This is a genomic window from Shinella sp. (assembly GCF_052438155.1).
Classification (GTDB): Bacteria; Pseudomonadota; Alphaproteobacteria; order Rhizobiales; family Rhizobiaceae; genus Shinella.
Genome location: NZ_JBQVPI010000034.1, coordinates 20347 through 41972 on the forward strand (window position 1 = coordinate 20347; position 21626 = coordinate 41972).

24 protein-coding genes are annotated in these 21626 nt (G+C 61.7%); 10 read left to right on the plus strand and 14 right to left on the minus strand.

Going from position 1 to position 21626, the window contains the following annotated elements; genetic code table 11:
* Window positions 1–16 precede the first annotated feature (16 nt).
* From frr to ACT6VE_RS30520, 5 genes are all read right to left on the minus strand, one after another.
* A complete protein-coding gene (gene frr, locus ACT6VE_RS30500) occupies window positions 17–577 on the minus strand; it encodes a ribosome recycling factor (protein ID WP_444802000.1) in 561 nt (186 codons plus the stop codon).
* 58 nt (window positions 578–635) lie between these two features.
* The gene (gene pyrH, locus ACT6VE_RS30505; RefSeq protein ID WP_444802001.1) at window positions 636–1358 is read right to left on the minus strand and encodes a UMP kinase; all 723 of its coding nucleotides are present in this window, start codon (window positions 1356–1358) and stop codon (window positions 636–638) included.
* 207 nt (window positions 1359–1565) lie between these two features.
* A complete protein-coding gene (gene tsf, locus ACT6VE_RS30510) occupies window positions 1566–2492 on the minus strand; it encodes a translation elongation factor Ts (protein WP_444802002.1) in 927 nt (308 codons plus the stop codon).
* A gap of 240 nt (window positions 2493–2732) precedes the next feature.
* Window positions 2733–3500, minus strand: coding sequence for a 30S ribosomal protein S2 (gene rpsB, locus ACT6VE_RS30515; protein WP_069058823.1), 768 nt, complete (start codon window positions 3498–3500; stop codon window positions 2733–2735).
* A 185-nt stretch (window positions 3501–3685) separates the two neighbouring features.
* Window positions 3686–4513: a cell envelope integrity EipB family protein gene (locus ACT6VE_RS30520; RefSeq protein ID WP_444802003.1), complete on the minus strand. Its 828-nt coding sequence runs from the start codon at window positions 4511–4513 to the stop codon at window positions 3686–3688.
* A gap of 146 nt (window positions 4514–4659) precedes the next feature.
* Here ACT6VE_RS30520 and ACT6VE_RS30525 point away from each other — a divergent pair, with 146 nt between their 5' ends.
* The 5 genes from ACT6VE_RS30525 to ACT6VE_RS30545 are packed head-to-tail and all read left to right on the plus strand — an operon-like array spanning window position 4660 to window position 7933.
* Window positions 4660–5124, plus strand: coding sequence for a RidA family protein (locus ACT6VE_RS30525; protein ID WP_069058819.1), 465 nt, complete (start codon window positions 4660–4662; stop codon window positions 5122–5124).
* Window positions 5124–5849: a glycerophosphodiester phosphodiesterase gene (locus tag ACT6VE_RS30530; RefSeq protein WP_444802004.1), complete on the plus strand. Its 726-nt coding sequence runs from the start codon at window positions 5124–5126 to the stop codon at window positions 5847–5849. The genes ACT6VE_RS30525 and ACT6VE_RS30530 overlap by 1 nt, the downstream gene beginning before the upstream one ends.
* Before the next feature lie 2 nt (window positions 5850–5851).
* The gene (locus ACT6VE_RS30535; RefSeq protein WP_444802023.1) at window positions 5852–7042 is read left to right on the plus strand and encodes a GNAT family N-acetyltransferase; all 1191 of its coding nucleotides are present in this window, start codon (window positions 5852–5854) and stop codon (window positions 7040–7042) included.
* Between the two features lie 19 nt (window positions 7043–7061).
* On the plus strand, window positions 7062–7484 hold the full coding sequence (locus tag ACT6VE_RS30540) for an HIT family protein (protein WP_444802005.1): 423 nt from the start codon (window positions 7062–7064) through the stop codon (window positions 7482–7484).
* The gene (locus ACT6VE_RS30545; RefSeq protein ID WP_444802006.1) at window positions 7481–7933 is read left to right on the plus strand and encodes a DUF3828 domain-containing protein; all 453 of its coding nucleotides are present in this window, start codon (window positions 7481–7483) and stop codon (window positions 7931–7933) included. The genes ACT6VE_RS30540 and ACT6VE_RS30545 overlap by 4 nt, the downstream gene beginning before the upstream one ends.
* Here ACT6VE_RS30545 and ACT6VE_RS30550 read toward each other — a convergent pair whose 3' ends face one another.
* The 8 genes from ACT6VE_RS30550 to ACT6VE_RS30585 all read right to left on the minus strand — a co-directional run bounded on the left by ACT6VE_RS30550 (window position 7934) and on the right by ACT6VE_RS30585 (window position 14925).
* A complete protein-coding gene (locus tag ACT6VE_RS30550) occupies window positions 7934–8278 on the minus strand; it encodes an AzlD domain-containing protein (protein ID WP_444802007.1) in 345 nt (114 codons plus the stop codon).
* A complete protein-coding gene (locus tag ACT6VE_RS30555; RefSeq protein ID WP_444802008.1) occupies window positions 8275–9009 on the minus strand; it encodes an AzlC family ABC transporter permease in 735 nt (244 codons plus the stop codon). The genes ACT6VE_RS30550 and ACT6VE_RS30555 overlap by 4 nt, the downstream gene beginning before the upstream one ends.
* A 198-nt stretch (window positions 9010–9207) precedes the next feature.
* Window positions 9208–11715: an ATP-dependent Clp protease ATP-binding subunit ClpA gene (gene clpA, locus ACT6VE_RS30560; protein WP_444802009.1), complete on the minus strand. Its 2508-nt coding sequence runs from the start codon at window positions 11713–11715 to the stop codon at window positions 9208–9210.
* Between the two features lie 9 nt (window positions 11716–11724).
* Window positions 11725–12075, minus strand: coding sequence for an ATP-dependent Clp protease adapter ClpS (clpS, locus tag ACT6VE_RS30565; RefSeq protein ID WP_444802010.1), 351 nt, complete (start codon window positions 12073–12075; stop codon window positions 11725–11727).
* A 267-nt stretch (window positions 12076–12342) separates the two neighbouring features.
* On the minus strand, window positions 12343–12696 hold the full coding sequence (locus ACT6VE_RS30570; RefSeq protein ID WP_444802011.1) for a phasin family protein: 354 nt from the start codon (window positions 12694–12696) through the stop codon (window positions 12343–12345).
* Between the two features lie 219 nt (window positions 12697–12915).
* Window positions 12916–13119 carry a DUF3126 family protein gene (locus tag ACT6VE_RS30575; RefSeq protein ID WP_444802012.1) on the minus strand — a complete coding sequence of 68 codons (204 nt, stop codon included), beginning with the start codon at window positions 13117–13119 and terminating at the stop codon, window positions 12916–12918.
* A gap of 96 nt (window positions 13120–13215) precedes the next feature.
* Window positions 13216–14049 (minus strand): serine O-acetyltransferase, encoded by an 834-nt coding sequence (cysE, locus tag ACT6VE_RS30580; protein WP_444802013.1) that lies wholly within the window; start codon window positions 14047–14049, stop codon window positions 13216–13218.
* Between the two features lie 90 nt (window positions 14050–14139).
* Window positions 14140–14925 (minus strand): alpha/beta fold hydrolase, encoded by a 786-nt coding sequence (locus tag ACT6VE_RS30585; protein ID WP_444802014.1) that lies wholly within the window; start codon window positions 14923–14925, stop codon window positions 14140–14142.
* A gap of 168 nt (window positions 14926–15093) precedes the next feature.
* Here ACT6VE_RS30585 and ACT6VE_RS30590 point away from each other — a divergent pair, with 168 nt between their 5' ends.
* Window positions 15094–15342 (plus strand): zinc-finger domain-containing protein, encoded by a 249-nt coding sequence (locus ACT6VE_RS30590; RefSeq protein ID WP_444802015.1) that lies wholly within the window; start codon window positions 15094–15096, stop codon window positions 15340–15342.
* A 22-nt stretch (window positions 15343–15364) separates the two neighbouring features.
* Window positions 15365–16525, plus strand: coding sequence for an FAD-dependent monooxygenase (locus tag ACT6VE_RS30595; protein ID WP_444802016.1), 1161 nt, complete (start codon window positions 15365–15367; stop codon window positions 16523–16525).
* A gap of 3 nt (window positions 16526–16528) precedes the next feature.
* Here ACT6VE_RS30595 and ACT6VE_RS30600 read toward each other — a convergent pair whose 3' ends face one another.
* On the minus strand, window positions 16529–17719 hold the full coding sequence (locus ACT6VE_RS30600; protein ID WP_444802017.1) for a cystathionine beta-lyase: 1191 nt from the start codon (window positions 17717–17719) through the stop codon (window positions 16529–16531).
* 353 nt (window positions 17720–18072) lie between these two features.
* Here ACT6VE_RS30600 and ACT6VE_RS30605 point away from each other — a divergent pair, with 353 nt between their 5' ends.
* The 3 genes from ACT6VE_RS30605 (at window position 18073) to ACT6VE_RS30615 (ending at window position 21563) form a co-directional block, all read left to right on the plus strand.
* The gene (locus ACT6VE_RS30605) at window positions 18073–19101 is read left to right on the plus strand and encodes an amino acid ABC transporter substrate-binding protein (protein WP_444802018.1); all 1029 of its coding nucleotides are present in this window, start codon (window positions 18073–18075) and stop codon (window positions 19099–19101) included.
* A gap of 97 nt (window positions 19102–19198) precedes the next feature.
* A complete protein-coding gene (locus ACT6VE_RS30610) occupies window positions 19199–20407 on the plus strand; it encodes an amino acid ABC transporter permease (protein WP_444802019.1) in 1209 nt (402 codons plus the stop codon).
* Between the two features lies 1 nt (window position 20408).
* Window positions 20409–21563: an amino acid ABC transporter permease gene (locus tag ACT6VE_RS30615; protein ID WP_444802020.1), complete on the plus strand. Its 1155-nt coding sequence runs from the start codon at window positions 20409–20411 to the stop codon at window positions 21561–21563.
* The last annotated feature ends 63 nt before the right edge of the window (window positions 21564–21626 follow it).

The window sequence follows — 21626 nt, forward strand, 5'->3', positions numbered from 1 at the left end:
GCAGGTGGCGAACGCCCTAAACCTGCATGATTTCCCTTTCCTTCTCGGCAAGCAAGCGATCGACGTCGGAAATCGTCTCGTCCGTCATCTTCTGCACCTTTTCGGATTGGGCGCGGCTCAGGTCCTGGCCGATACTGCCATCCTTTTCGGCTTTTTTTAGATCATCCATGCCGTCGCGGCGCACATGGCGGATCGCCACCTTTGCCTTCTCGGCATAGTCATGAGCGACCTTGACGAGCGACCTGCGGCGCTCTTCGTTGAGCTCCGGCAGCGGAATACGCAGGTTCTGGCCGTCGATGATCGGGTTGAGGCCGAGATTCGATTCGCGGATGCCGCGTTCGACGGCGCCGACCATGCCCTTGTCCCAGACGGATACCGACAGCATGCGCGGCTCCGGAACGGAGATGTTGGCGACCTGGTTCAGCGGCACGCGCGAACCATAGGCTTCGACCTGCACCGGATCGAGCACGTTGGCCGAGGCGCGGCCGGTGCGCAACGAGGCGATGTCGCTCTTGTAGGCCGTAATCGCGCCGTCCATGCGACGCTTCAGTTCTTTCAGGTCAATACCTTCACTCATCGGAATACTCCACTTTCACGGAACGGCTGCACGCATCGGGCGTGCAGCCACAAGAGAATCAGTTGTCGGTTACGATGGTGCCGTGTCCGCCACCGGTCAATATTTCGGCAAATCCGCCCTTTTCATGGATGGAGAAGACGATGATCGGAATGTGGTTTTCGCGCGCCAGCGCAACGGCAGCGACGTCCATCACGGCGAGGCCCTTTTCCAGCACTTCGCTGTGCGTCAGGCGGTCGAAGCGGGTGGCGTGCGGGTCCTTCTTCGGATCGGCGGAATAGATGCCATCGACCTGCGTGCCCTTGAAGATCGCCTCGGCGCCCATTTCGGCCGCGCGAAGGGCAGCGGCCGAATCGGTGGTGAAGAACGGATTGCCGGTCCCGCCGGCGAAAATCACCACGCGACCGAGCGACAGGTGGTAGAGCGTCGCGCGCTGCGAAAAGCTCTCGCAGATCTCCGGCATGGCGATCGCGGAAAGGACCACCGTATCGATGTCGAGCTTGCGCAGCGAGGTTGCGAGCGCCAGCGCGTTGATAATGGTCGCCAGCATGCCCATGTGGTCGCCGGTCACCCGGTCGCCGCCCTTGGAGGCCACGGCCACACCGCGGAAGATATTGCCGCCGCCGACCACGACACCGACTTCAACGCCGAGTGCGCGGGCTTCCGCGATATCGGAAGCTATGCGGTCTGCGACCGCGACATCGATACCGAAGCCCTGCGATCCCATCAGCGCCTCGCCCGAGGCTTTCAGCAGAACACGTTTGTAGATTGGCTTGGCGGTCATTGTCACTCCTGAACTTGTGATCCTGCTCTCCCGATCCGGCAGCCGGGCAGAACCGGGGGCGGTCCTGCAAGGGGCAGCCCTCGCCGCTTGAGAATATTCGGGGCAGGCATTTCGGCAAGCCGGATACACGAAGGGCGCCGCGTTGTCACGCGGCGCCCTGTTCTTTTCCCAATCAGGCCAGTCTTTTCCCAATCGGGATTAAGGGAATCAGCCCTTGGCGACGGCTGCGACTTCGGCGGCGAAGTCCGTTACTTCCTTTTCGACGCCTTCGCCGAGCAGGAGACGGGCCATGCCGACGACTTCGATCGGCGCACCGACGGTCTTTTCAGCTTCCTTGACGGCAGCGCCGACGGTCACTTCGGGGTTCATGACGAAGGCCTGCGACAGCAGGGCAACTTCTTCGAAGAACTTGCGCATGCGGCCTTCAACCATCTTCTCGATGATGTTGTCCGGCTTGCCGGAAGCGCGCGACTGCTCGATGAAGACGTTGCGTTCGCGCTCGGCGACACCAGCATCGACTTCTTCGGAGCGGATGGCGAGCGGGTTGGTGGCGGCAATGTGCATGGCGACCTGGCGGCCGATGGTGGTGAGCGCTTCCTTGTCGCCGGTCGACTTCAACGCGACGAGAACGCCGAGCTTGCCGAGGCCGTCAGCAACCGCATTGTGGATGTAGGTCGCGACGACACCGTCTTCGACCGACAGCAGCGTTGCGCGGCGCAGGTTCATGTTCTCGCCGATCGTGGCGATCGCGTCGGTGATGGTTTCGTTAACGGACTTGCCGGTTGCCGGGTAGTTGGCAGCCGAGATCGCCTCGACGGAACCGTCGGTGCCAAGTGCCACGCCAGCAACGCCGCGAACGATGTCCTGGAAGGCATCGTTACGGGCAACGAAGTCGGTTTCGGAGTTGATTTCGATGACGACGGCCTTGGTGCCGGCGCTGGCAATGCCGATGAGGCCTTCAGCCGCGGTGCGGCCGGACTTCTTGTCGGCCTTGGCGATGCCCTTGGCGCGCAGCCAGTCGATCGCTGCTTCGATGTCGCCGTTGTTTTCAGTCAGCGCCCTCTTGCAGTCCATCATGCCTGCGCCGGACTTTTCGCGCAGTTCCTTCACCAGTGCAGCGGTGATTTCAGCCATTGTGAGCCTCTTGTCGGTTGTTGCGTGCCGCCGGAAAACCTCGGCGAACTCAAGGTTTTGGGAACGAATGTACCCGGGAATATGACAGGGTGATGAAGATCACCGCGACCTGTCGCCTCAGCTGCGGCCCTTCGGACCGTGGGCAGACAAGGTCTTTAAACAAGCCGAGGCCAGGGATCGTCTCTCTGGCCTCGGTTGGATCGGAAAAGCAGGAGCGAATGTCTCGCTCCGACCTTGGCCTTATGCTTCGGCTTCAGCTTCGAGTGCCGGCTCGACCGGAACTTCAGCGGAGGCGCCGAGATCGCGGCCCGATGCGCCCTGCTGGCGTGCGATGCCGTCGATGGCAGCACGTGCGATCAGATCGCAGTACAGAGCGATGGCGCGCGAGGCGTCGTCGTTGCCGGGGATCGGGAAATCGATCGGGTCCGGATCGCAGTTGGAGTCGATGATGGCGACGACCGGGATGCCGAGACGCTTGGCTTCCTGGATCGCGATCGATTCCTTGTTGGTGTCGATGATGAACATCAGGTCCGGCGTGCCGCCCATGTCGCGGATACCGCCGAGAGCCTTTTCAAGCTTTTCGCGTTCGCGCTCGAGGGTCAGGCGCTCCTTCTTCGAATAGCCGGAGCCTTCCGAAGCGAGGATCTCGTCGAGCTTGCGCAGACGCTGGATCGAGTTGGAGATCGTCTTCCAGTTCGTCAGCATGCCGCCGAGCCAGCGGGCGTTGACGTAGTACTGGGCCGAACGCTTGGCAGCGTCGGCAATGATGTCGGACGCCTGGCGCTTCGTGCCAACGAACAGAACGCGGCCGCCACCGGCAACCGTGTCGGACACGACCTGAAGGGCGCGCGACAGCAGCGGAACGGTCTGTGCCAGGTCGATGATGTGAACGTTGTTACGATCGCCGAAGATGTACGGCTTCATCTTCGGGTTCCAGCGGTGGGTCTGGTGGCCGAAGTGAATACCAGCTTCCAGAAGCTGGCGCATAGAGAAATCGGGCAATGCCATGCCTAGTTATCCTTTTCCGGTTGAACCTCCGCAAGGCGAACAGCATCCCCTTCGGGAATGCCACCGGGCGGAACGGTCCGGATTTCTCCCGGACTATCCCATGCCTTACGTGTGGAATGGCTGCCCCATACCCCCAGATTCCCGGAAAATCAAGGGCAACCAGCAAAAAAGACGGCCAGAAGGGCCTACTTGCACTCCTGTTCCTTGAACATCTCGAGCTTGGCGAGCTTGCCGCTCAGCACGAACTCGCCGTAGTCCATGGTCAGATCGCGGGTGATACCGTTCTCGTAAAGCTTGAAAGACATGCGATAGACCGGGAGTGCGTCCCCTTCGCTCGTGTCGTTGTAATAGGCGATCGAGACCGGCCAGAAAGCCTGCTTGGAGAAACTGCCCGCCTTGTCGGCATCCGGATCACCGGCCTTCGGCGTTTCCTTCTTGCCGACGACCGAGGTGGTCATCAGCGTCTTGTCACCGGCATCCGAGCCGTCGAAGAGCCGCGATTCGAAGAAGCGCTCGCCCTTCTTGGCACGATCGATGACATCCAGCATGTGTTCGGTGGGGAAGCGGCTGGCGGCGAGTTCCACCTGCCTTGTGTCCGGGGCCGTCAGGTCGACGCTGACGCCGTTCTTGTCCTCGCGGGCGGAGCCGCGCACTTCCTTGTCCAGCTTTTCGTCGGTGAACGAGCGGGTGAGGAAGCGGAAGCTGCCGCTCTTCAGGTCCTCATAGGTCGTCGTCTGCTGGTCGGTGAGCCGCGTCTCCTCGCCCGTATTGACCTGGGTGACGAAACGGAAGCTCACGGTGTAGCCCTCGCAGGGACTGCCGTTGAATTCATAGACCATGCGGCCATACATGCCGGCGATGCCGGACCGTTCGGAGGCATCCTTGAGTTGGAGGTCGTAGACGGCGCGGTGCGGCGCAAGCCCCGTTGCCGGGGCGGCAAAGGCGCTCGTGATGCCGCTGCCGGCGAAGCATGCCCCGGCCATGGCGGCCGCGGCAAAGGATGAACGAAACATCCGTTTCCTCCTGTTGAAGTCGGTCGCGATGTTATATGAACTCTTCCGGCAAAAGCGAGGCAATATCCCCGCGATGCCCTATTCATTTCGATATCGCGGCAGCACGCCGCAGCGATATCCCAAACAGACCAGCAACGGAGACCGGCATGTCCGCTGAAATCGAGAAACGCGTCAAAGAACTGGGCTACGATATTCCCGTGGCGGCGGCGCCGGCAGCCAACTATGTGCCCTTCGTCATCAGCGGCAACGTGCTCCACATTTCCGGCCAGCTGCCGATGCTCGACGGCAAGCTCGCTGTGACCGGCCATGTCGGCAAGGATGTCGACGTCGCCGGCGCCCAGAAGGCCGCCGAACTCTGCGCGCTTGGCCTCCTTGCCCAGGCGAAGGCCGCACTCGGTGACCTGTCGCGCATCAAGCGTATCATCAAGATCAACGGTTTTGTTGCCTCGACGCCGGACTTCGTCGAACAGCATCTGGTGTTGAACGGTGCATCCAACTTCCTCGTCGGCGCGCTGGGCGATGCCGGCAAACATGCCCGCGCCGCCGTCGGCATGGCGGCACTCCCGCTCAATGCGGCCGTCGAAATCGATGCCATCATGGAAATTGCCTGATGCAGAAATTCAGCTGGCTGACCGAGAGGCCGATTGCCCACCGCGGCTATCACGACCTCAACCGGACCGTCTGGGAAAACACGTTGTCCGCCTTCGCACGCGCCGCCGATGCCGGCTTCGCGATCGAATGCGACCTGCAATATGCCGCCGATGCCATTCCCGTCGTCTTCCATGACGACGACCTGAAGCGACTCTGCGGTATCGAAGGTGACGTCCGTGCGCGCACGGCCGGCGAACTCGGCCTGCTGCCGGTCGGTGGAACGGCGGATCGCATTCCGACGCTGAGACAGCTACTCCATCTCGTGAAGGGCCGGGTGCCGCTCGTCCTGGAACTGAAGGGTCGCAAGGGAGATGACGAGGGGTTCGCCGTGGCGGTGCTCGATGCCATCGAGGACTATGACGGCCCGGTCGCGCTGATGAGCTTCGACCAGTGGCTGCTGAAGGACCTGAAGGAGAACGGCACAACCCGCCCCGTCGGCCTGACGGCGGAAGGTGCGCGGCCGGAGAACTTTGCCGTGCATGAAAAAGCGATGCAGCTCGGGCTCGATTTCATCTCCTATTATTACGGCCACCTGCCGAATGATTTCATCAGCCGGCAGCGCGATCTCGGCAAGCAGATCATCACCTGGACCGTGCGCGACGACGAGGCGCGCACGATCACAGCGCTCAACGCGGACCAGATGACCTTCGAAGGGTTTGATCCGCGCGAGGCCTTGACGGCTTGAGTATGGCCGGGTCGGTGCGCATTCGCGTCGAAACGAGCTTCGCCGACATTTCGTCGGATGACTGGGGGCGTCTTGCCGGCGCCTCCAGGGGGGATGCTGCAACACCCTACAACCCCTTCGTCAGCCACGCCTTCCTGTCCTCGCTCGAAGAATCGGGTTGTGCCGTTGCCGAAACCGGCTGGCTCGGCCAGCATCTTCTTCTGGAGGGCGACGACGGCGCTATTCTTGGCGCCCTGCCCGTCTATCTCAAAAATCACAGCCAGGGCGAATATGTCTTCGACCACGGCTGGGCCGACGCCTTCGAGCGCGCCGGCGGGAGGTATTATCCCAAGCTGCAAGCCTCTATCCCCTTCACGCCGGCGACTGGCCCGCGTCTGCTGCACCGCCTCGACCAACCGGTTATCGAGACGCAAGCGGCACTCGCCGAGGGTTTGAAGGAACTGTGCAAACGCCACGGCGTGTCATCCGCGCACGTGACCTTCGTGCCGGAGGAGGAGATGCCGGTCTTCGAGGCTTCCGGCTACCTGCACCGCACAGACCAGCAGTTCCACTTCATCAATGCCGGCTATGGCTCGCACGAGGATTTTCTGGAAACGCTTGCGTCACGCAAGCGCAAGGCGTTGAAGAAGGAGCGCCGCGCCGCGCTGGAACACGGCATTTCCATCGACTGGCTGACGGGCAAGGACCTGACCGAACAGATCTGGGACCAGTTTTTCACCTTCTACATGGATACCGGCAGCCGCAAATGGGGCCGGCCCTATCTCAATCGCGAGTTCTACCGCCTGATCGGCGAGCGCATGGCGGACGACATCGTTCTCATCATGGCCAAGCGCAATGGCCGCTACATTGCCGGGGCGATCAATTTCATCGGCGGCGACACCCTCTACGGCCGGCACTGGGGCTGCATAGAGGATCACCCCTTCCTGCATTTCGAAGTCTGCTACCATCAGGCGATCGATTTCGCGATTGCCAAGGGGCTGGCGCGCGTTGAGGCCGGCGCGCAGGGCGAACACAAGCTGGCGCGCGGCTACCTGCCAGCCACCGTGCATTCAGCCCATTACATCACCCATCCGGGCCTCCGGCGTGCCGTCGCGGACTATCTTGAGCGCGAGCGCCGCGATGTCGAGATGACGGGCGAATACCTTGCCGAACACGGCCCCTTCCGCCGCGGCGAACCAAACGACACAGATTGAGCACGATCGGGAGACGAGCATGAGCTACGACACGAACAACATCTTCGCAAAGATCCTGCGCGGCGAAATCCCCTCGCACCGCGTCTACGAGGACGATCACACCGTCGCCTTCATGGATGTGATGCCGCAGGCAAACGGACATACGCTTGTCATCCCCAAGACGCCGTCGCGCAACATTCTCGATGCCGACCATGAGACGCTTTCACGCCTGCTGCCGGTCGTGCAGAAGGTGGCGGTTGCGGTGAAGGAGGCGTTCGAGGCGGATGGCGTCACGGTCATCCAGTTCAACGAACCGGCCGCCGGCCAGACCGTCTATCATCTGCATTTCCACGTCATCCCGCGCAGCGAGGGCGTGGCGCTGAAGCCGCATTCCGGTACGATGGAAGACCAGGGCGTGTTGGCCGCGAATGCGGAAAAGCTGAAAAAGGCGCTGTCGAAATGAGCACGCTTCTCCTCACCCGTCGCACGGTGCTGTTCGGGCTCGCAAGCGCGGCTCTTCTCGCCGCGCTGCCTGCCTTCCCCGCCTTCGCAGCGGAGCGGCCGGAAGCGATCGTCGAAAAAATCTACGCCGGCTACGCCAATGACGGCAACGGCCCGAAGGATGTTCCCTATCTCGCCGACGTCGCCGAGCAATTGTCCGGCGAGAACCATCCGGGCTTCGATTTCTTCATCGATGCGCAGGACTTCGACAAGGTTTCCGCCGTCGCCACCTTGGTTTCGGAAAACGATACAGGTGCCGTGGTGCGTGCCGAGATGACGAATTTCGGCGCCACGAAAACGGTCGAGATCCACTTCGTGAAAAACGGTGGAGACTGGAAGATCGGCAACGTGCGTTATCCCGTCGAAAACGGCTTCGACCTGCGCCAGAGCCTCGGCCTCGCGCCGCTCTGATCAGACGCCGGTGATGGCAAGACCCGCGGCCAGGAAGGCAATGGCCGCGGCAATTCCCAGGATCTGCCGGAAGCGCCCGCCGAAAAAGAAGCAGACGGCGCCGAAAACCACCGCGCCAAGCCGCAGCCAGAGCGGCGAGGTCTCGAGCGTTCCCGTCGGGAAGAAGATCAGCTTGGCGATGACGGCAGCCACGAGTGCTGTCGCCACCGCCCTCACCCAGTTCAGCACTTCCGATTTTTCATCGAGGCGGTTGCCGGCAAGCACGCCGGCCCAGCGCCACAGATCCGTCGCAAGCCAGCCGGCGATGGCGATGTAGATATAGGGCCACAGGCCGTCGAAGCTCATCGGCTTGCCTCCTTCTGGCGCAACAGCCGTTCCCCCCACCAGGCGACCGTTCCGCCGATAATGCCGGCGAGCAGAATGTCGTATTCCGGCGCGATCACCGCAAAGACGTAACCGAGCGCAAGGCCGATGCCGAGCGCCCAGTAGATCACCCGATGGCGGGCGGAAATCCAGATCGAGGTGAGGAAATAGACCGGCGTCAGGAAGAACAGACAGCCCGACACGATCGGCGGAAATTCCGAAACAGCGCCGTAGACGAGGCCGACGAGTAGGATGTTGGCGAGCGTCAGGGTGATGCCGAAGCCGGCGAAGAAGGCGACACGGCCGCTGCGCGGCACGTCACGCACATGTTCCATGGCAAAGACCCAGGCAGTGATCGCCACGAAATGCGAAATGATGAGAAGCAGCCAGGTCGGCGTGCGGCTTGTCCGAATTTCCGGAATGAGCGCGGCGACCATCGGCATCATGCGCACGGAGGATAGCGTCACGGCAATGAAGGCGGCTGCGATGTGGGCGCCCGACAGCATGGAGCCGACGAGGATTACTTTCGCCGGTAGCGCCCAGACCATTCCGGTCATGAACATCACCTGCTCGACCGGAATTTTCGCTTCCGCCGTAAACGCTGCAAAGCCGACGAAGGACAGCATCAGGATGATCGCCGGCAGGCTGAAAAGCCCGCGCATGCCGAGAAGGAACCAATGGGTGTGGGATTGGGGCTCGGGCTCGGCAGTCATAAAAATCTCTTGCAATAGAATCGACCGCTCCCTCATCCGGCCTGTCGGGCCACCTTCTCCCCGAGGGGAGAAGGGAGGGTTGCAACCGTCTCATTTTTCTCCTTCCCCTTCGGGGAGAAGGTGCCGACGGGCGGATGAGGAGGTGTCAAAAAGAAAGCCGGGCAGTCTCCTGCCCGGCCCATATCATTTGTAGAACCGTTATTTCTTACGCGGCACCTTGGGAACGGCGCTGGACTTGCGCGGCGGCTCGTCCTTCGGCTGTTCGGCCTTGGCTTCGGTCACCTTTTTCGAAGACTTTGCCTTGGTCGGCGCCGCTTCCGCTGCAACGGTTTCCTTGGCCTTGCGGGGCTTTGCCTTCTTCGCGGCGGTTTCCTCGACTTCGGCCTTCGGCTTGATCCGTGCGGTTTCCGGCACGGCGTCGAGGATCAGGCCGGTCGAGCCATCTTCCTTCGTGCCGACGGAAACGCGGACGACGCCGCCCTTCTTGAGCTTGCCGAAGAGGATTTCGTCGGCGAGCTTCTTCTTGATGTTTTCCTGGATGACACGCGACAGCGGGCGGGCCCCCATCTTCTCGTCGTAGCCCTTCTCAGCCAGCCAGGCGATGGCTTCCTGCTGGAGGTCGAAGGTGATGTTGCGCTCGGCAAGCTGCGTTTCCAGCTGCATGACGAATTTCTGCACGACCTGATGGATGACCGGGGTCGGCAGCGAGCCGAACGGGATGATCGCATCGAGACGGTTGCGGAATTCCGGCGTGAACAGGCGGTTGATCGCCTCCATGTCCTCGCCTTCGCGCTTGGACGAGCCAAAGCCGATGGCGGCCCTGGCCATGTCGGACGCGCCCGCATTGGTCGTCATGATCAGGATGACGTTGCGGAAGTCGATCTTCTTGCCGTTGTGGTCGGTCAGCGAGCCGTGATCCATGACCTGCAACAGGATGTTGTAGATGTCCGGATGCGCCTTCTCGATTTCGTCGAGCAGCAGCACGGAGTGCGGATGCTGGTCGACGCCATCGGTCAGGAGGCCGCCCTGATCGAAGCCGACATAGCCGGGAGGTGCACCGAGCAGACGCGAAACCGTGTGCCGCTCCATGTATTCCGACATGTCGAAGCGCAGGAGTTCCACGCCGAGCGAGCTGGCAAGCTGCTTGGCGACTTCGGTCTTGCCGACGCCGGTGGGGCCGGAGAACAGATAGCAGCCGATCGGCTTGTTCGGTTCGCGCAGGCCCGCACGGGACAGCTTGATGGCCGATGACAGTGCCTCAATGGCGAGATCCTGGCCGTAGACGACCGAGCTCAGTTCCTTCTCAAGGTTGGCGAGCACCTGCTCGTCGTCCTTCGAGACGGTCTTGGGCGGAATACGGGCCATCGTGGCGACCGTCGCTTCGATCTCCTTTTCGGTGATCAGCTTGCGGCGTTTTCCAACGGGCAGCAGCATCTGGGCCGCACCGGTCTCGTCGATCACGTCGATCGCCTTGTCCGGCAGCTTGCGGTCGTTGATGTAGCGCGCCGACAGTTCGACGGCCGACTTGATCGCCTCGTTGGAATACCGAAGCTTGTGGTACTCCTCGAAATAGGGCTTCAGGCCCTTCATGATCTCGATCGTGTCGTCGATGGTCGGCTCGTTGACGTCGATCTTCTGGAAGCGGCGCACGAGTGCCCGGTCCTTTTCGAAGAACTGACGATATTCCTTGTAGGTCGTCGAGCCAATGCAACGGATCGCGCCGGAGGACAGAGCGGGCTTCAGCAAATTGGAAGCATCCATTGCGCCGCCGGAGGTGGCGCCGGCGCCGATGACCGTGTGGATCTCGTCGATGAAGAGAACCGCGCCCGGATAGTCTTCCAGTTCCTTGACGACCTGCTTCAGGCGTTCCTCGAAGTCACCGCGATAGCGCGTGCCCGCGAGCAGCGTGCCCATGTCGAGCGAAAAAATCGTCGCGTCGGCCAGCGCTTCCGGCACCTTGCCTTCGACGATGCGCTTGGCGAGGCCTTCCGCGATGGCCGTCTTGCCGACGCCCGGATCACCCACATAGAGCGGATTGTTCTTCGAACGGCGGCAAAGGACCTGAATGGTACGGTTGACCTCGGCATGACGGCCGATGAGCGGGTCGATCTTGCCGTTCTTGGCCTTCTCGTTGAGGTTGACGCAATAGGCGGTGAGCGCATCCTGCTTCTTTGCGGGCTCTTCCGGCTCGGCGCCATTGCGCTGCTGCTTCGGCTCGTTGTCAGTGTCTTCTGCGCCGCGCACCTTGCGCTCTTCGGTGGAGCCGGGGCGCTTGCCGATGCCATGCGAGATGAAGTTGACGGCGTCGTAGCGCGTCATCTCCTGCTCCTGCAGGAAATAGGCGGCGTGGCTCTCGCGCTCGGCAAAGATCGCGACGAGCACGTTGGCCCCGGTCACTTCCTCGCGGCCAGACGACTGGACGTGGATCACCGCGCGCTGGATGACGCGCTGGAAGCCGGACGTGGGCTTAGAATCCTCTTCATAACCCGTCACCAGGTTAGCGAGGTCGTTATCGACATAGTCGGTGACGGTCTTGCGCAGCACGTCGAGATTGACATTGCAGGCGCCCATCACCGCGGCCGCGTCGGCGTCCTCGATAAGGGCGAGCAGGAGGTGCTCGAGCGTCGCATATTCATGATGGCGCTCGTTCGCGTAGGTCAGTGCCTGGTGGAGCGCCTTTTCAAGGCTTGCAGAAAATGTTGGCACGTTCGTTCCTCATTTCTTTTCCATGACACATTGCAGCGGATGCTGGTGCTGGCGGGAGAAATCCATCACCTGTGTCACTTTGGTTTCGGCAACCTCGTAGGTGAACACGCCACATTCGCCTACGCCATGATTGTGCACATGGAGCATGACCCGCGTGGCCGCTTCCCGGTCCTTCTGGAAGAAACGTTCCAGAATGTGGATTACAAACTCCATAGGAGTATAATCGTCATTGAGAAGCAGGACGCGGTACAGGCTCGGCTTCTTCGTCTTCGGCTTCGTGCGGGTAATGACGGAGGTGCTGCGACCGGGAGTGTCGCTGCCGCCTTCCCCATCCTGCATTCGAGCCAGTCTCACATCCATTTGTGTTCATTCCCTTGATTTCGGCCACTTCCTTGGAGCGCACCGTTCAGCCGAGGCTGCCTTCTGGACCTGTTATCTAATGTTTCGACACACGATTGTAAGACCCCTGCTTCGCACTGCAATCATAATCGCGGACCATCCGAAGGAAATAGCGAAATTTGCTCCTGCCGCATCAGCCTCGCGCAATCTCCGCAACACGAAAAGGCCGGCTGCGGTTGCCCGCAGCCGGCCGATAAACGCTATACGCGTATGCAGTACTGGATAGCCTTAAGCCGCGACAGCAGCCTTGGCAGCAGCGGTCGCCTTGGCAACAGGCGCTTCGTAGGTCTTGTACGTGCCCTTGGCGAGGTCGGCGTACATTTCGCTGAGCTTGGTGGCTTCAGCGACGAAGCCTTCATAGGCGGACTTCACGAAAGCCGTCTGCAGCTCGACAGCAGCTTCGACGCTCTTGATGCTCGAGAGCTTCTCGATATGGGCAACGTTGCTTTCGAAGGACTTCTTCGAATAGTCAGCCGTTTCGGTGGCGATCGCCTGAAAGCCCTGCGCAACGGTCGCGTAGCTCTTGACGAACGTGTCCACGGCTTCCTTGCTCTTCTTGTTGGCGTCATCGAAATTGAACATCGAAGTCTCCTTTGATCCCGGTGATATGCCCCGAAATCTATATGCGGCGCACAAAAAAGTCAATAAAGATGCTGCAATGCAATATTCCACAAGTAAAGCAAGACCTTGCGCAATAGGTATGATTATTGGCGCCTAAAAACGGCTGACTTGTCGCAAAAATATAACAAAAAGACCCGGCGCCATGGGCTGCCGGGTCGTTTCTTTGGCTATGCCGACAGATCAGAGATCGATGTCGAGGATCGCCATGGAGAAGTTGTAGGAGAGTTCGCCATCCTCGTCGTCGCGGAAGATAACGCCCAGGAATTCATCAGCAAGATAGACCTCGGCCGATTCATCCTTGCGCGGACGGGCCTTGATCGCGATCTCCTTGTTGATATTGCGCTTGAAGTAAGCCTCGAGCTTCCTGATTTCTTCCGGCGTCACGACATGTCTCCGTCAACGTTTGATTTGGCGCGCTTCTCGCACCTGCTCCGGGGCGTGTAAACCCTCGATGTCCGGCAGGCTGCGACTTTCCCCGCTTTAGAGGTCGTAGTCGAAGGCTGCCAGAAGCTGGTCCATGGCGCGCGAGGGCTCGTTGCAGCCCGCCTCGCCGATGACCCTGGCCGGCACGCCGGCCACCGTCGATTTCGGCGGCACGGGCTTCAGCACCACGGAGCCGGCGGCAATGCGCGAGCAATGGCCGATATGGATGTTGCCGAGGATTTTTGCGCCCGCCCCGATCATCACGCCGTCGCCGATCTTTGGATGGCGGTCGCCGCCTTCCTTGCCGGTGCCGCCGAGCGTCACGTTGTGCAGGATCGAGACATTGTCGCCGATCACCGCCGTCTCGCCGACGACAAAGCCGGTGGCATGATCGAGGAAAATGCCCTTGCCGATACGCGCAGCCGGGTTGATGTCGGTCTGGAAGACGCTGGAAGAGCGGCTTTGCAGGTAAAGCGCGAGGTCGCGCCGGCCGTTGTTATACAGCCAGTGCGCGACACGATGGGTCTGGATGGCGTGAAAACCCTTGAAATAGAGCACGGCATCCAAAAACCGCAGGCATGCGGGGTCACGATCGTAGACGGCCTGGATATCGACGCGCAGGATGCCGCCCCATTCCGGCCAGTCTTCCAGCATCTCGGAAAAGATCTGGTGCAGCAGGTTCGCCTGCAGGTCCGGATGGTCGAGGCGCTCGCAGACGCGGTGGATCACGCTTTCTTCCAGCGAGCGGTGGTTCAGCACCGTCGAATAGAGGAAGGCCGCCAGCAGTGGCTCGGCCTGGGCAGCAACGCGCGCTTCTTCGCGCAGGCTGTCCCAGATCGGATCCATGGCCTTGAGATTCTCACCGGCCCTGAGTTCGTTCGTCGCGACCATCGCCGCACTCCTTATGGTCATTCCCGTCCATATATAATGCAAAGCACGGCCGAGCGAAATGGCCCGACGGTTGTTGTCGCAAATGGTGCGTCAGCGACCGTCGATTTCCGCATAGAAATCCAGCACGGCGCGCTTGAAGACCCTGTCGCCGACGGCGAGCATGTGGTCGCGGCCGGGGATGTCGAGCGCACGGGCATTCGGCATGAGATCGGCCAGCGCCTGCGCGCTGCCGGCAATGTCGTCTTTCGTCCCGACTCCGATCAGCGCCGGCACGTCGATGTGCCCCATATCCGTGTCCGTCAGCAGATCACGCGACGTCATGATACAGGCGGCGAGCGCCTGCCGGTCGGATTTCGTCTGGTCAGCAAAGGCGCGGAACATGCGGCCGCGCTCATGGACAACCACATCGAGCGAGGGCGCCAGCAGCGCATCGGCGATCGGGTCCCAATCGCCGACGCCGGTCACCATGCCGATGCCGAGCCCGCCGAACACGACGGACCGCACGCGGTGCGGATGGGCAAGTGCCATGAAGGCGGTGATGCGCGCACCCATGGAATAGCCGAAGACATGCGCCTCGGGGATTGCGAGGTGATCGAGGAGCGCTGCGGCATCGCCGGCCATCAACGGCGGCGTATAGACCGCCGGGTCATGCGGCTTGGCGCTTTTGCCATGGCCGCGATTGTCGAACGCGATGACACGGTAGCCGGCATCGCCCAGCGTCTTCAACCAGCCGGGAAACACCCAGTTGACGTTGGCGCTTGAGGCGAAACCGTGGATCAGCAGCACCGGATCGCCCGAGGGGTCGCCTTCGTCGAAGAAGGCGAGTTCGAGACCGTCATGGGTGAAGCTGGAAAAGGCTGGAGCATCGAGGTTCATCGCGGGCCTTCTTTCGTTTTCTTGTCCCTGCTCATAAAGCGGTTCGGCCCTGGAGAAAACGGCAGCCGCGCCGAAATCTCGCCAGGCGCGACGGTTTTGCATCTACACATTTCGCCGGAAGGCGACTATGGTCCGCGCCAGAAAAGACGGTATTTTACGGAGCATGACATGGCTGGCCACAGCATTCCCCATTTCCAGAACGACGGCGGCCATCGCGCAATCGAGATCGGCGTGAAGGAATTCATGTGTGTCGGCGCTTCCGTGCCCTACGACCATCCGCACGTCTTCCTCGACATGGGCGACGACAACGAAAAGGTCTGCCCGTACTGCTCGACGCTCTTCCGCTACAACCCGACCTTCAAGGCCAGCCAGACCGATCCGGTCGGCTGCACTTTCACCAACCAGGTCGCGGCGTAACGGCCGAAGGGCCGGTACGATCATGTCTTCCGTCACATCTGCAACCATCGTCGGCGCCGGCATTGCCGGGCTGACGACTGCTCTTGCGCTTGCGCAGAAAGGCATCACCGCGCATGTCCTCGAGCAGGCCCCCGCCATCGAGGAAGTCGGCGCCGGCCTGCAACTCTCGCCAAATGCGTCTCGCATCCTTGACAACCTCGGCCTGCTCGACGCGCTCAGCGCCCGCTGGAGCGAGCCGGATCATATCCTGCTGTCCTCGGGAAGCTCGCTAGCGCCGCTTGCGTCGGTTCCCGCCGGCCGGGCCGCTCGCACGCGCTGGGGCGCTCCCTATGGCGTGCTGCACCGCGCCGCCCTACAAGCCGTGCTCCTCGATGCCGTTCGCCGCGAGCCGCTTTGCACAGTAACGACGGGCAAGCGAATCGAGACCGCAGAAGACGCCCGCGCCGTCGCGCCGACGGACATCCTCATCGCCGCCGACGGTGTCTGGTCGCGCCTGCGCCAAACGGTGCCGGGCGCCCTGCCCGCGCGCTATTCCGGCACCATCGCCTGGCGTTTCCTCGTGCCCTATGGCGTGGCACCGCCGTTTCTCAACCCGCGCACCGTGGCGGCTTTTCTTGGCCCCCAGGCACATCTCGTCGCCTACCCGCTTGCAGAGAGCCAAGCCTTCAACATCGTCGCCATCCACCAGCTTGCGGAAGCGCCGCCGGAAGGCTGGTCACGCAAGGGCGACGCTATAGCCCGCAAGCGCCTGCTCGACGCCTTTTCCGGCTGGCACGCCGATATCCGCCGCCTGTTGAACGATGCGCAGGATCCCCTGATGTGGCCGCTCTTCGAGTGCCCTGACGGCGCCTGGACGGATGGACGCAAGACCGTGCTGATCGGCGACGCCGCGCACGCCATGACGCCATTCGCGGCGCAAGGTGCCGCGATGGCGATCGAGGACGCCGCACTGCTCGCCCATCTGCTTGCGGATGAAACCGACACCACGCAGGCGCTCCGGCGTTTCGAAACCACCCGCCGCGAGCGCGTCGCCCGCGTGCGCAGCCGCGGTGCCTTCAACCGCTTTGCCTATCACGCGCGCGGTCCGATCGCGCTCGGCCGCAATCTCGTGCTGGCGCTGCGCGGACCGGAGAGCCTCGCCGCCGATCTCGACTGGCTCTACGGTTACCGCACACCAGGTTGACGGTCAGACCGCCCGCGCTGCCGCAAGCCCGCGCTCGATATCGGCCCTGATGTCCTTCACGTCTTCGAGGCCGATCTGGAGACGGAGAACCGGCCCCTCCTCCGGTCCCTTGGCGACGCGGCGGTCCGAAAGGGTGACATGGACCGCGAGGCATTCGAAGCCGCCCCAGGAGTAACCGAGGCCGAAAATACCAAGCGCATCGAGGAACGCATGGGCCTTCGCCCTGTAGCGCTCCGGCGAGCCGCCGTTCAGCACGATCGAGAAAATGCCGCTCGATCCCTTGAAATCGCGCTTCCAGAGCTCGTGGCCCGGGAAGCTCGGCAGTGCGGGATGCAGCACCCGCGAAACGTCGTCCACGCCTTCCAGCCAGCGGGCGAGATCAAGTGCACTTTCCTGGTGGCGCTCCAGCCGAACGCCCATGGTGCGCAGGCCGCGCAGCACCTGATAGGCATCGTCAGGCGAGGCGCAGGTACCGAGCGCGATCTGTGTGTCGTGCAACTGTTCCCAATGCGCGGCATTGGCCGAGACCGTGCCGAACAGCACGTCCGAATGGCCGGCCGGGTACTTTGTCGCGGCATGGATGGAGACATCGACGCCGAAATCCAGCGGGCGGAAATAGAGCGGCGTCGCCCAGGTATTGTCCATGGTGACGATCGCGCCGTGCTGGTGGGCAACGGCGGCGATGGCCGGGATATCCTGCATCTCGAATGTGTTGGAACCGGGAGCCTCGGTGTGGACCAGCCTGGTGTTCGGCTTGATCAGGGCCGCGATACCCGCACCGATCATCGGATCATAATATTCCACCGTCACGCCAAGACGTTTCAGCATCGTGTCACAGAAGTGGCGGGTCGGGTGGTAGACCGAATCGACGATGAGCGCGTGGTCGCCGGCCGAAAGATAGGCCAGGAACGGCACGGTGACGGCAGCCAGCCCCGAGGGCACGAGAATGGTGCCGGCAGACCCTTCCAACTCATCGATGGCGTCGCAGAGCGCATCCGTGGTGGGCGTGCCCCGTGTGCCGTATGTATATTTCTGCGCCCGACTTTCCATCGTCGCGGCATTCGGGAAAAGCACGGTCGAGGCGTGCACAACCGGAGGATTGACGAAACCGTGATAGTCCGCCGGGTCGTTTCCGGCATGGGCAAGGCGGGTGTTCACGCCGGCGCCGGCGAGGATTTCGTCTCTGTTTTTCATGGGGCGGTCCGAGGATGCGAGAGGGAATTGAGCCGCTGACTTTTCGCCAGCGAGACCGCGAGGTCAACCCCATACGAATGGGCGGCGGGATGTCCAAAGCGCTTCAAATGTTAAACAAGCGGATTTTTTGAGCGATTTACTGCACAAATCCCCGATTTTCTGCCCAAAATCCCGTCAGATGCCGACAAATTTAGGTTACCGACCGGAAAATGGTCCGGATCACTTGACCCTGCGAAATTTTGAGCATGAGATAAGCAACCTCGCGCCGGGAGGGTGGCGAGTTCCGCAACGTATCCATTAGGATCGCGTGACCTGCGGACAAAACAAAGACAACAGAAAAAGGTTGTGAAAAAATGGCGAAAAAAATTATGGCGGCGCTCGTTGGTGCAGCCGTTCTGGGGCTTGGCGCAACGGCGGCACAGGCCGACACGCTCTCTGACGTAAAGGCAAAGGGCTTCGTGCAGTGCGGCGTGAACGGTTCGAACCTCGCCGGCTTCGGCGCGCAGGATTCGGCCGGCAACTGGGCCGGTCTCGATATTGACCTCTGCAAGGCCGTGGCCGCTGCCGTCTTCGGCGATGCCACCAAGGTAAAGTATACGCCGCTCTCGGCCAAGGACCGCTTCCCGGCCCTGCAGTCCGGCGAAATCGACATTCTCGCCCGCAACACCACCTGGAGCATCAGCCGCGATTCGCAGCTCGGCTTCGATTTCCGCGCCGTGAACTACTATGACGGCCAGGGCTTCATGGTGAAGAAGGAACTCGGCGTAAAGTCGGCTCTGGAACTGTCCGGCGCTTCCGTCTGCGTTCAGTCCGGCACGACGACCGAACTCAACCTCGCCGACTTCTTCCGCTCCAACAACATGGACTTCAAGCCGGTCGTTTTCGAAGCGCAGGATGAAGCCGACGCCGCCTACAATGCCGGCCGTTGCGACGCCTACACGACGGACGCCTCGGGCCTCTACTCGATCCGCCTGAAGATGGCCAACCCGGACGACCATATGGTTCTGCCGGAAATCATCTCCAAGGAGCCGCTCGGCCCGGCCGTTCGCCAGAACGACTCCAAGTGGTTCGACATCGTGACCTGGTCGCACTACGCGATGGTGGCTGCCGAGGAATTCGGCATCACGACGGCCAATGTCGAAGAGATGAAGAAGTCCGCCAACCCGGACATCAAGCGCTTCCTCGGCGAAGAAGCTGACTCGACCATCGGTGCCGACCTCGGCGTGCCGAAGGACTGGGCCGTGCAGATCATCAAGGCTGTCGGTAATTACGGCGAATCCTTCGAGCGCAATGTCGGCGAAGGCTCGCCGCTCAAGATCGCCCGCGGCCTGAACGGCCTGTGGACCAAGGGCGGCCTGCAGTACGCTCCGCCGGTTCGCTAAGCGACTGATCCGTACTAATCCGGGAGGGCAAATCGTTGCCCTCCCTTTTTAAACAAACGCCCGGAAAACAGGGCGAACGCAAATTCAGGGGAAATGTATGGCTCTTGCGGATGCCCGAACAGGGTCCGGCGAACCGCCGAAGGTATCTCTTCTCTACAATCCGGCGCTGAGAAGCATCGTCTATCAGGTCGTAACACTTGTCGTGATCGTCGCGGCGGTCTGGTATGCGTGGAACAACGTCGTCCAGAACCTGGCTCGCGCCAACATGACGGCGGGTTTCGGCTTCCTGAACAGCCGCGCCGGCTTCGATCTCGCGCAAACCTTGATCGCCTATTCGAGCGACTCGACCTATTTCCGCGCACTCCAGGTCGGCCTCATCAACACGCTTGTCGTGGCCGCCGCCGGCATCGTAACTGCGACGATCGTCGGACTGCTCGTTGGTGTCGGGCGCCTGTCGCACAATTGGCTGATCGCGCGGCTCTGCACGGTCTATGTGGAAATCTTCCGCAACATTCCGCCGCTGCTGGTCATCTTCTTCTGGTATCTCGGCGTTCTTGCCCTGCTGCCGTCGATCCGCACCATCTTCCAGCATGTGAAGGATAATCCCGGTGCGGTGTTCTTCGTCTCGAACCGCGGCATCTACATGCCGGCGCCGGTCTTCGGTGAAGGCTTCGGGGTCGTGTTTGCAGCCTTCATCATCGGCGTGATCGCGGCGATCGCCTTCACGGTCTGGGCGAATGCCCGACAGCGTGCCACGGGCATTCGCCCGCCGGTCCTGTGGGTCAATCTCGGCCTGATCGTGCTCTTCCCGCTCATTGTCTTCGTGGTGATGGGAAGCCCGCTCAGCCTCGATTATGCCGTGCCAGGCTCCTTCAACATGAAGGGCGGCATGGTCATCGGTCCGGAATTCCTGGCGCTCTACCTTGCGCTGTCGCTCTATACGGCCTCCTTCATCGCCGAGATCGTGCGCGCCGGCATCCGTGGCGTGTCCAAGGGCCAGTCGGAAGCCTCCTATGCGCTGGGTCTTCGTCCGCGCCAGGCGACGCGCCTCGTCGTGCTGCCGCAGGCGCTGCGGATCATCATTCCGCCGCTTACCTCGCAGTACCTCAACCTCATCAAGAACTCTTCGCTCGCGGTGGCCGTCGGTTATGCCGACCTCGTCGCGGTCGGCGGAACCATCCTCAACCAGTCCGGCAAGTCGATCGAGATCATTTCGATCTGGATGCTGATCTATGTCTCGATCAGCCTTATCACCTCGCTGTTCATGAACTGGTTCAACGCCAAGATGGCATTGGTGGAGCGCTGAGATGGCCGAAAGCATTACCTACGTCCGCGAAGACTTCCTCGAGCCGGAGAAGGCACCGCTTTCCGACTCCTCCGTCATCGGCTGGATCCGCACAAACCTGTTCGCATCGGTGAAGGACAGTATCCTGTCGCTCATCGCGCTGGCTGCGTTGGTCTACTTCCTGCCGGGCCTCATCAACTGGCTGTTCGTGTCGGCCGTCTGGACCGGGGCAGACCGCACAGCCTGCCTCACCGTCGATCAGGGCGGCCAGCTTCCGGCCGGCTGGAACGGCGCCTGCTGGGCCTATGTCGGCGACCGCTTCGTGCAGTTCATGTTCGGCTCCTATCCGCGCGACGAACTGTGGCGGCCGTTGCTGGTCGTCGCCATGTTCGTGGGGCTGCTCACCCCCTTCCTGATGCCAAAGGTGCCGCGCAAGGGGCTGAACGCCCTCCTGCTCCTGGTCGTCCTGCCGGTCGTCGCCTTCTTCCTGCTGCTCGGTGGCGTGTTCGGTCTCCGGCCCGTGGAGACGTCGCTGTGGGGCGGCCTGATGGTGACGCTCATCATCTCCTTCGTCGGCATTGCCATATCGCTGCCGGCGGGCATTCTGCTGGCGCTTGGTCGCCGGTCGGAAATGCCGGTCTTGAAGACCGCTTGCATCATCTTCATCGAACTGATCCGCGGCGTGCCGCTGATCACCGTTCTTTTCATGGCAAGCGTGCTGCTGCCGCTGTTCCTCGAACCCGGCAACAACATCGACAAGTTCCTGCGCGCCCTGATCGGCGTGTCGATCTTTGCGTCCGCCTATATGGCGGAGGTTATTCGCGGTGGTCTTCAAGCCATTCCGAAAGGACAATATGAAGCGGCCGACGCTCTTGGTCTAAACTACTTCCACAAAATGACCTTCGTCGTGCTTCCGCAGGCCATCAAACTCGTGATCCCGGGCATCGTGAACACCTTCATCGGCATGTTCAAGGATACCTCCCTCGTCACGATCATTTCGATGTACGACCTGCTCGGTATCGTGAAGGCAAGCTTTGGGGATTCTGCCTGGATCACACCTGTTACGCCGCTGACGGGACTGATCTTCGCCGGCTTCACGTTCTGGATTTTCTGCTTCGGCATGTCGCGCTACTCGGCCTTCGTGGAACGCCGGCTCGACAAGGGCCACAAAAGATAACTGAGAGGAAACAACAATGGCCAACCAAGCCCAGGCGCAAAAGCTGGCGGTCTCCACGACGGA

Bases quoted from the DNA above. Each gene is read 5' to 3' on its own strand.
- frr (WP_444802000.1), bottom strand. From the start codon at position 577: ATGAGTGAAGGTATTGACCTGAAAGAACTGAAGCGTCGCATGGACGGC.
- pyrH (WP_444802001.1), bottom strand. From the start codon at position 1,358: ATGACCGCCAAGCCAATCTACAAACGTGTTCTGCTGAAAGCCTCGGGC.
- tsf (WP_444802002.1), bottom strand. From the start codon at position 2,492: ATGGCTGAAATCACCGCTGCACTGGTGAAGGAACTGCGCGAAAAGTCC.
- rpsB (WP_069058823.1), bottom strand. From the start codon at position 3,500: ATGGCATTGCCCGATTTCTCTATGCGCCAGCTTCTGGAAGCTGGTATT.
- ACT6VE_RS30520 (WP_444802003.1), bottom strand. From the start codon at position 4,513: ATGTTTCGTTCATCCTTTGCCGCGGCCGCCATGGCCGGGGCATGCTTC.
- ACT6VE_RS30525 (WP_069058819.1), top strand. From the start codon at position 4,660: ATGTCCGCTGAAATCGAGAAACGCGTCAAAGAACTGGGCTACGATATT.
- ACT6VE_RS30530 (WP_444802004.1), top strand. From the start codon at position 5,124: ATGCAGAAATTCAGCTGGCTGACCGAGAGGCCGATTGCCCACCGCGGC.
- ACT6VE_RS30535 (WP_444802023.1), top strand. From the start codon at position 5,852: ATGGCCGGGTCGGTGCGCATTCGCGTCGAAACGAGCTTCGCCGACATT.
- ACT6VE_RS30540 (WP_444802005.1), top strand. From the start codon at position 7,062: ATGAGCTACGACACGAACAACATCTTCGCAAAGATCCTGCGCGGCGAA.
- ACT6VE_RS30545 (WP_444802006.1), top strand. From the start codon at position 7,481: ATGAGCACGCTTCTCCTCACCCGTCGCACGGTGCTGTTCGGGCTCGCA.
- ACT6VE_RS30550 (WP_444802007.1), bottom strand. From the start codon at position 8,278: ATGAGCTTCGACGGCCTGTGGCCCTATATCTACATCGCCATCGCCGGC.
- ACT6VE_RS30555 (WP_444802008.1), bottom strand. From the start codon at position 9,009: ATGACTGCCGAGCCCGAGCCCCAATCCCACACCCATTGGTTCCTTCTC.
- clpS (WP_444802010.1), bottom strand. From the start codon at position 12,075: ATGGATGTGAGACTGGCTCGAATGCAGGATGGGGAAGGCGGCAGCGAC.
- ACT6VE_RS30570 (WP_444802011.1), bottom strand. From the start codon at position 12,696: ATGTTCAATTTCGATGACGCCAACAAGAAGAGCAAGGAAGCCGTGGAC.
- cysE (WP_444802013.1), bottom strand. From the start codon at position 14,049: ATGGTCGCGACGAACGAACTCAGGGCCGGTGAGAATCTCAAGGCCATG.
- ACT6VE_RS30585 (WP_444802014.1), bottom strand. From the start codon at position 14,925: ATGAACCTCGATGCTCCAGCCTTTTCCAGCTTCACCCATGACGGTCTC.
- ACT6VE_RS30590 (WP_444802015.1), top strand. From the start codon at position 15,094: ATGGCTGGCCACAGCATTCCCCATTTCCAGAACGACGGCGGCCATCGC.
- ACT6VE_RS30595 (WP_444802016.1), top strand. From the start codon at position 15,365: ATGTCTTCCGTCACATCTGCAACCATCGTCGGCGCCGGCATTGCCGGG.
- ACT6VE_RS30600 (WP_444802017.1), bottom strand. From the start codon at position 17,719: ATGAAAAACAGAGACGAAATCCTCGCCGGCGCCGGCGTGAACACCCGC.
- ACT6VE_RS30605 (WP_444802018.1), top strand. From the start codon at position 18,073: ATGGCGAAAAAAATTATGGCGGCGCTCGTTGGTGCAGCCGTTCTGGGG.
- ACT6VE_RS30610 (WP_444802019.1), top strand. From the start codon at position 19,199: ATGGCTCTTGCGGATGCCCGAACAGGGTCCGGCGAACCGCCGAAGGTA.
- ACT6VE_RS30615 (WP_444802020.1), top strand. From the start codon at position 20,409: ATGGCCGAAAGCATTACCTACGTCCGCGAAGACTTCCTCGAGCCGGAG.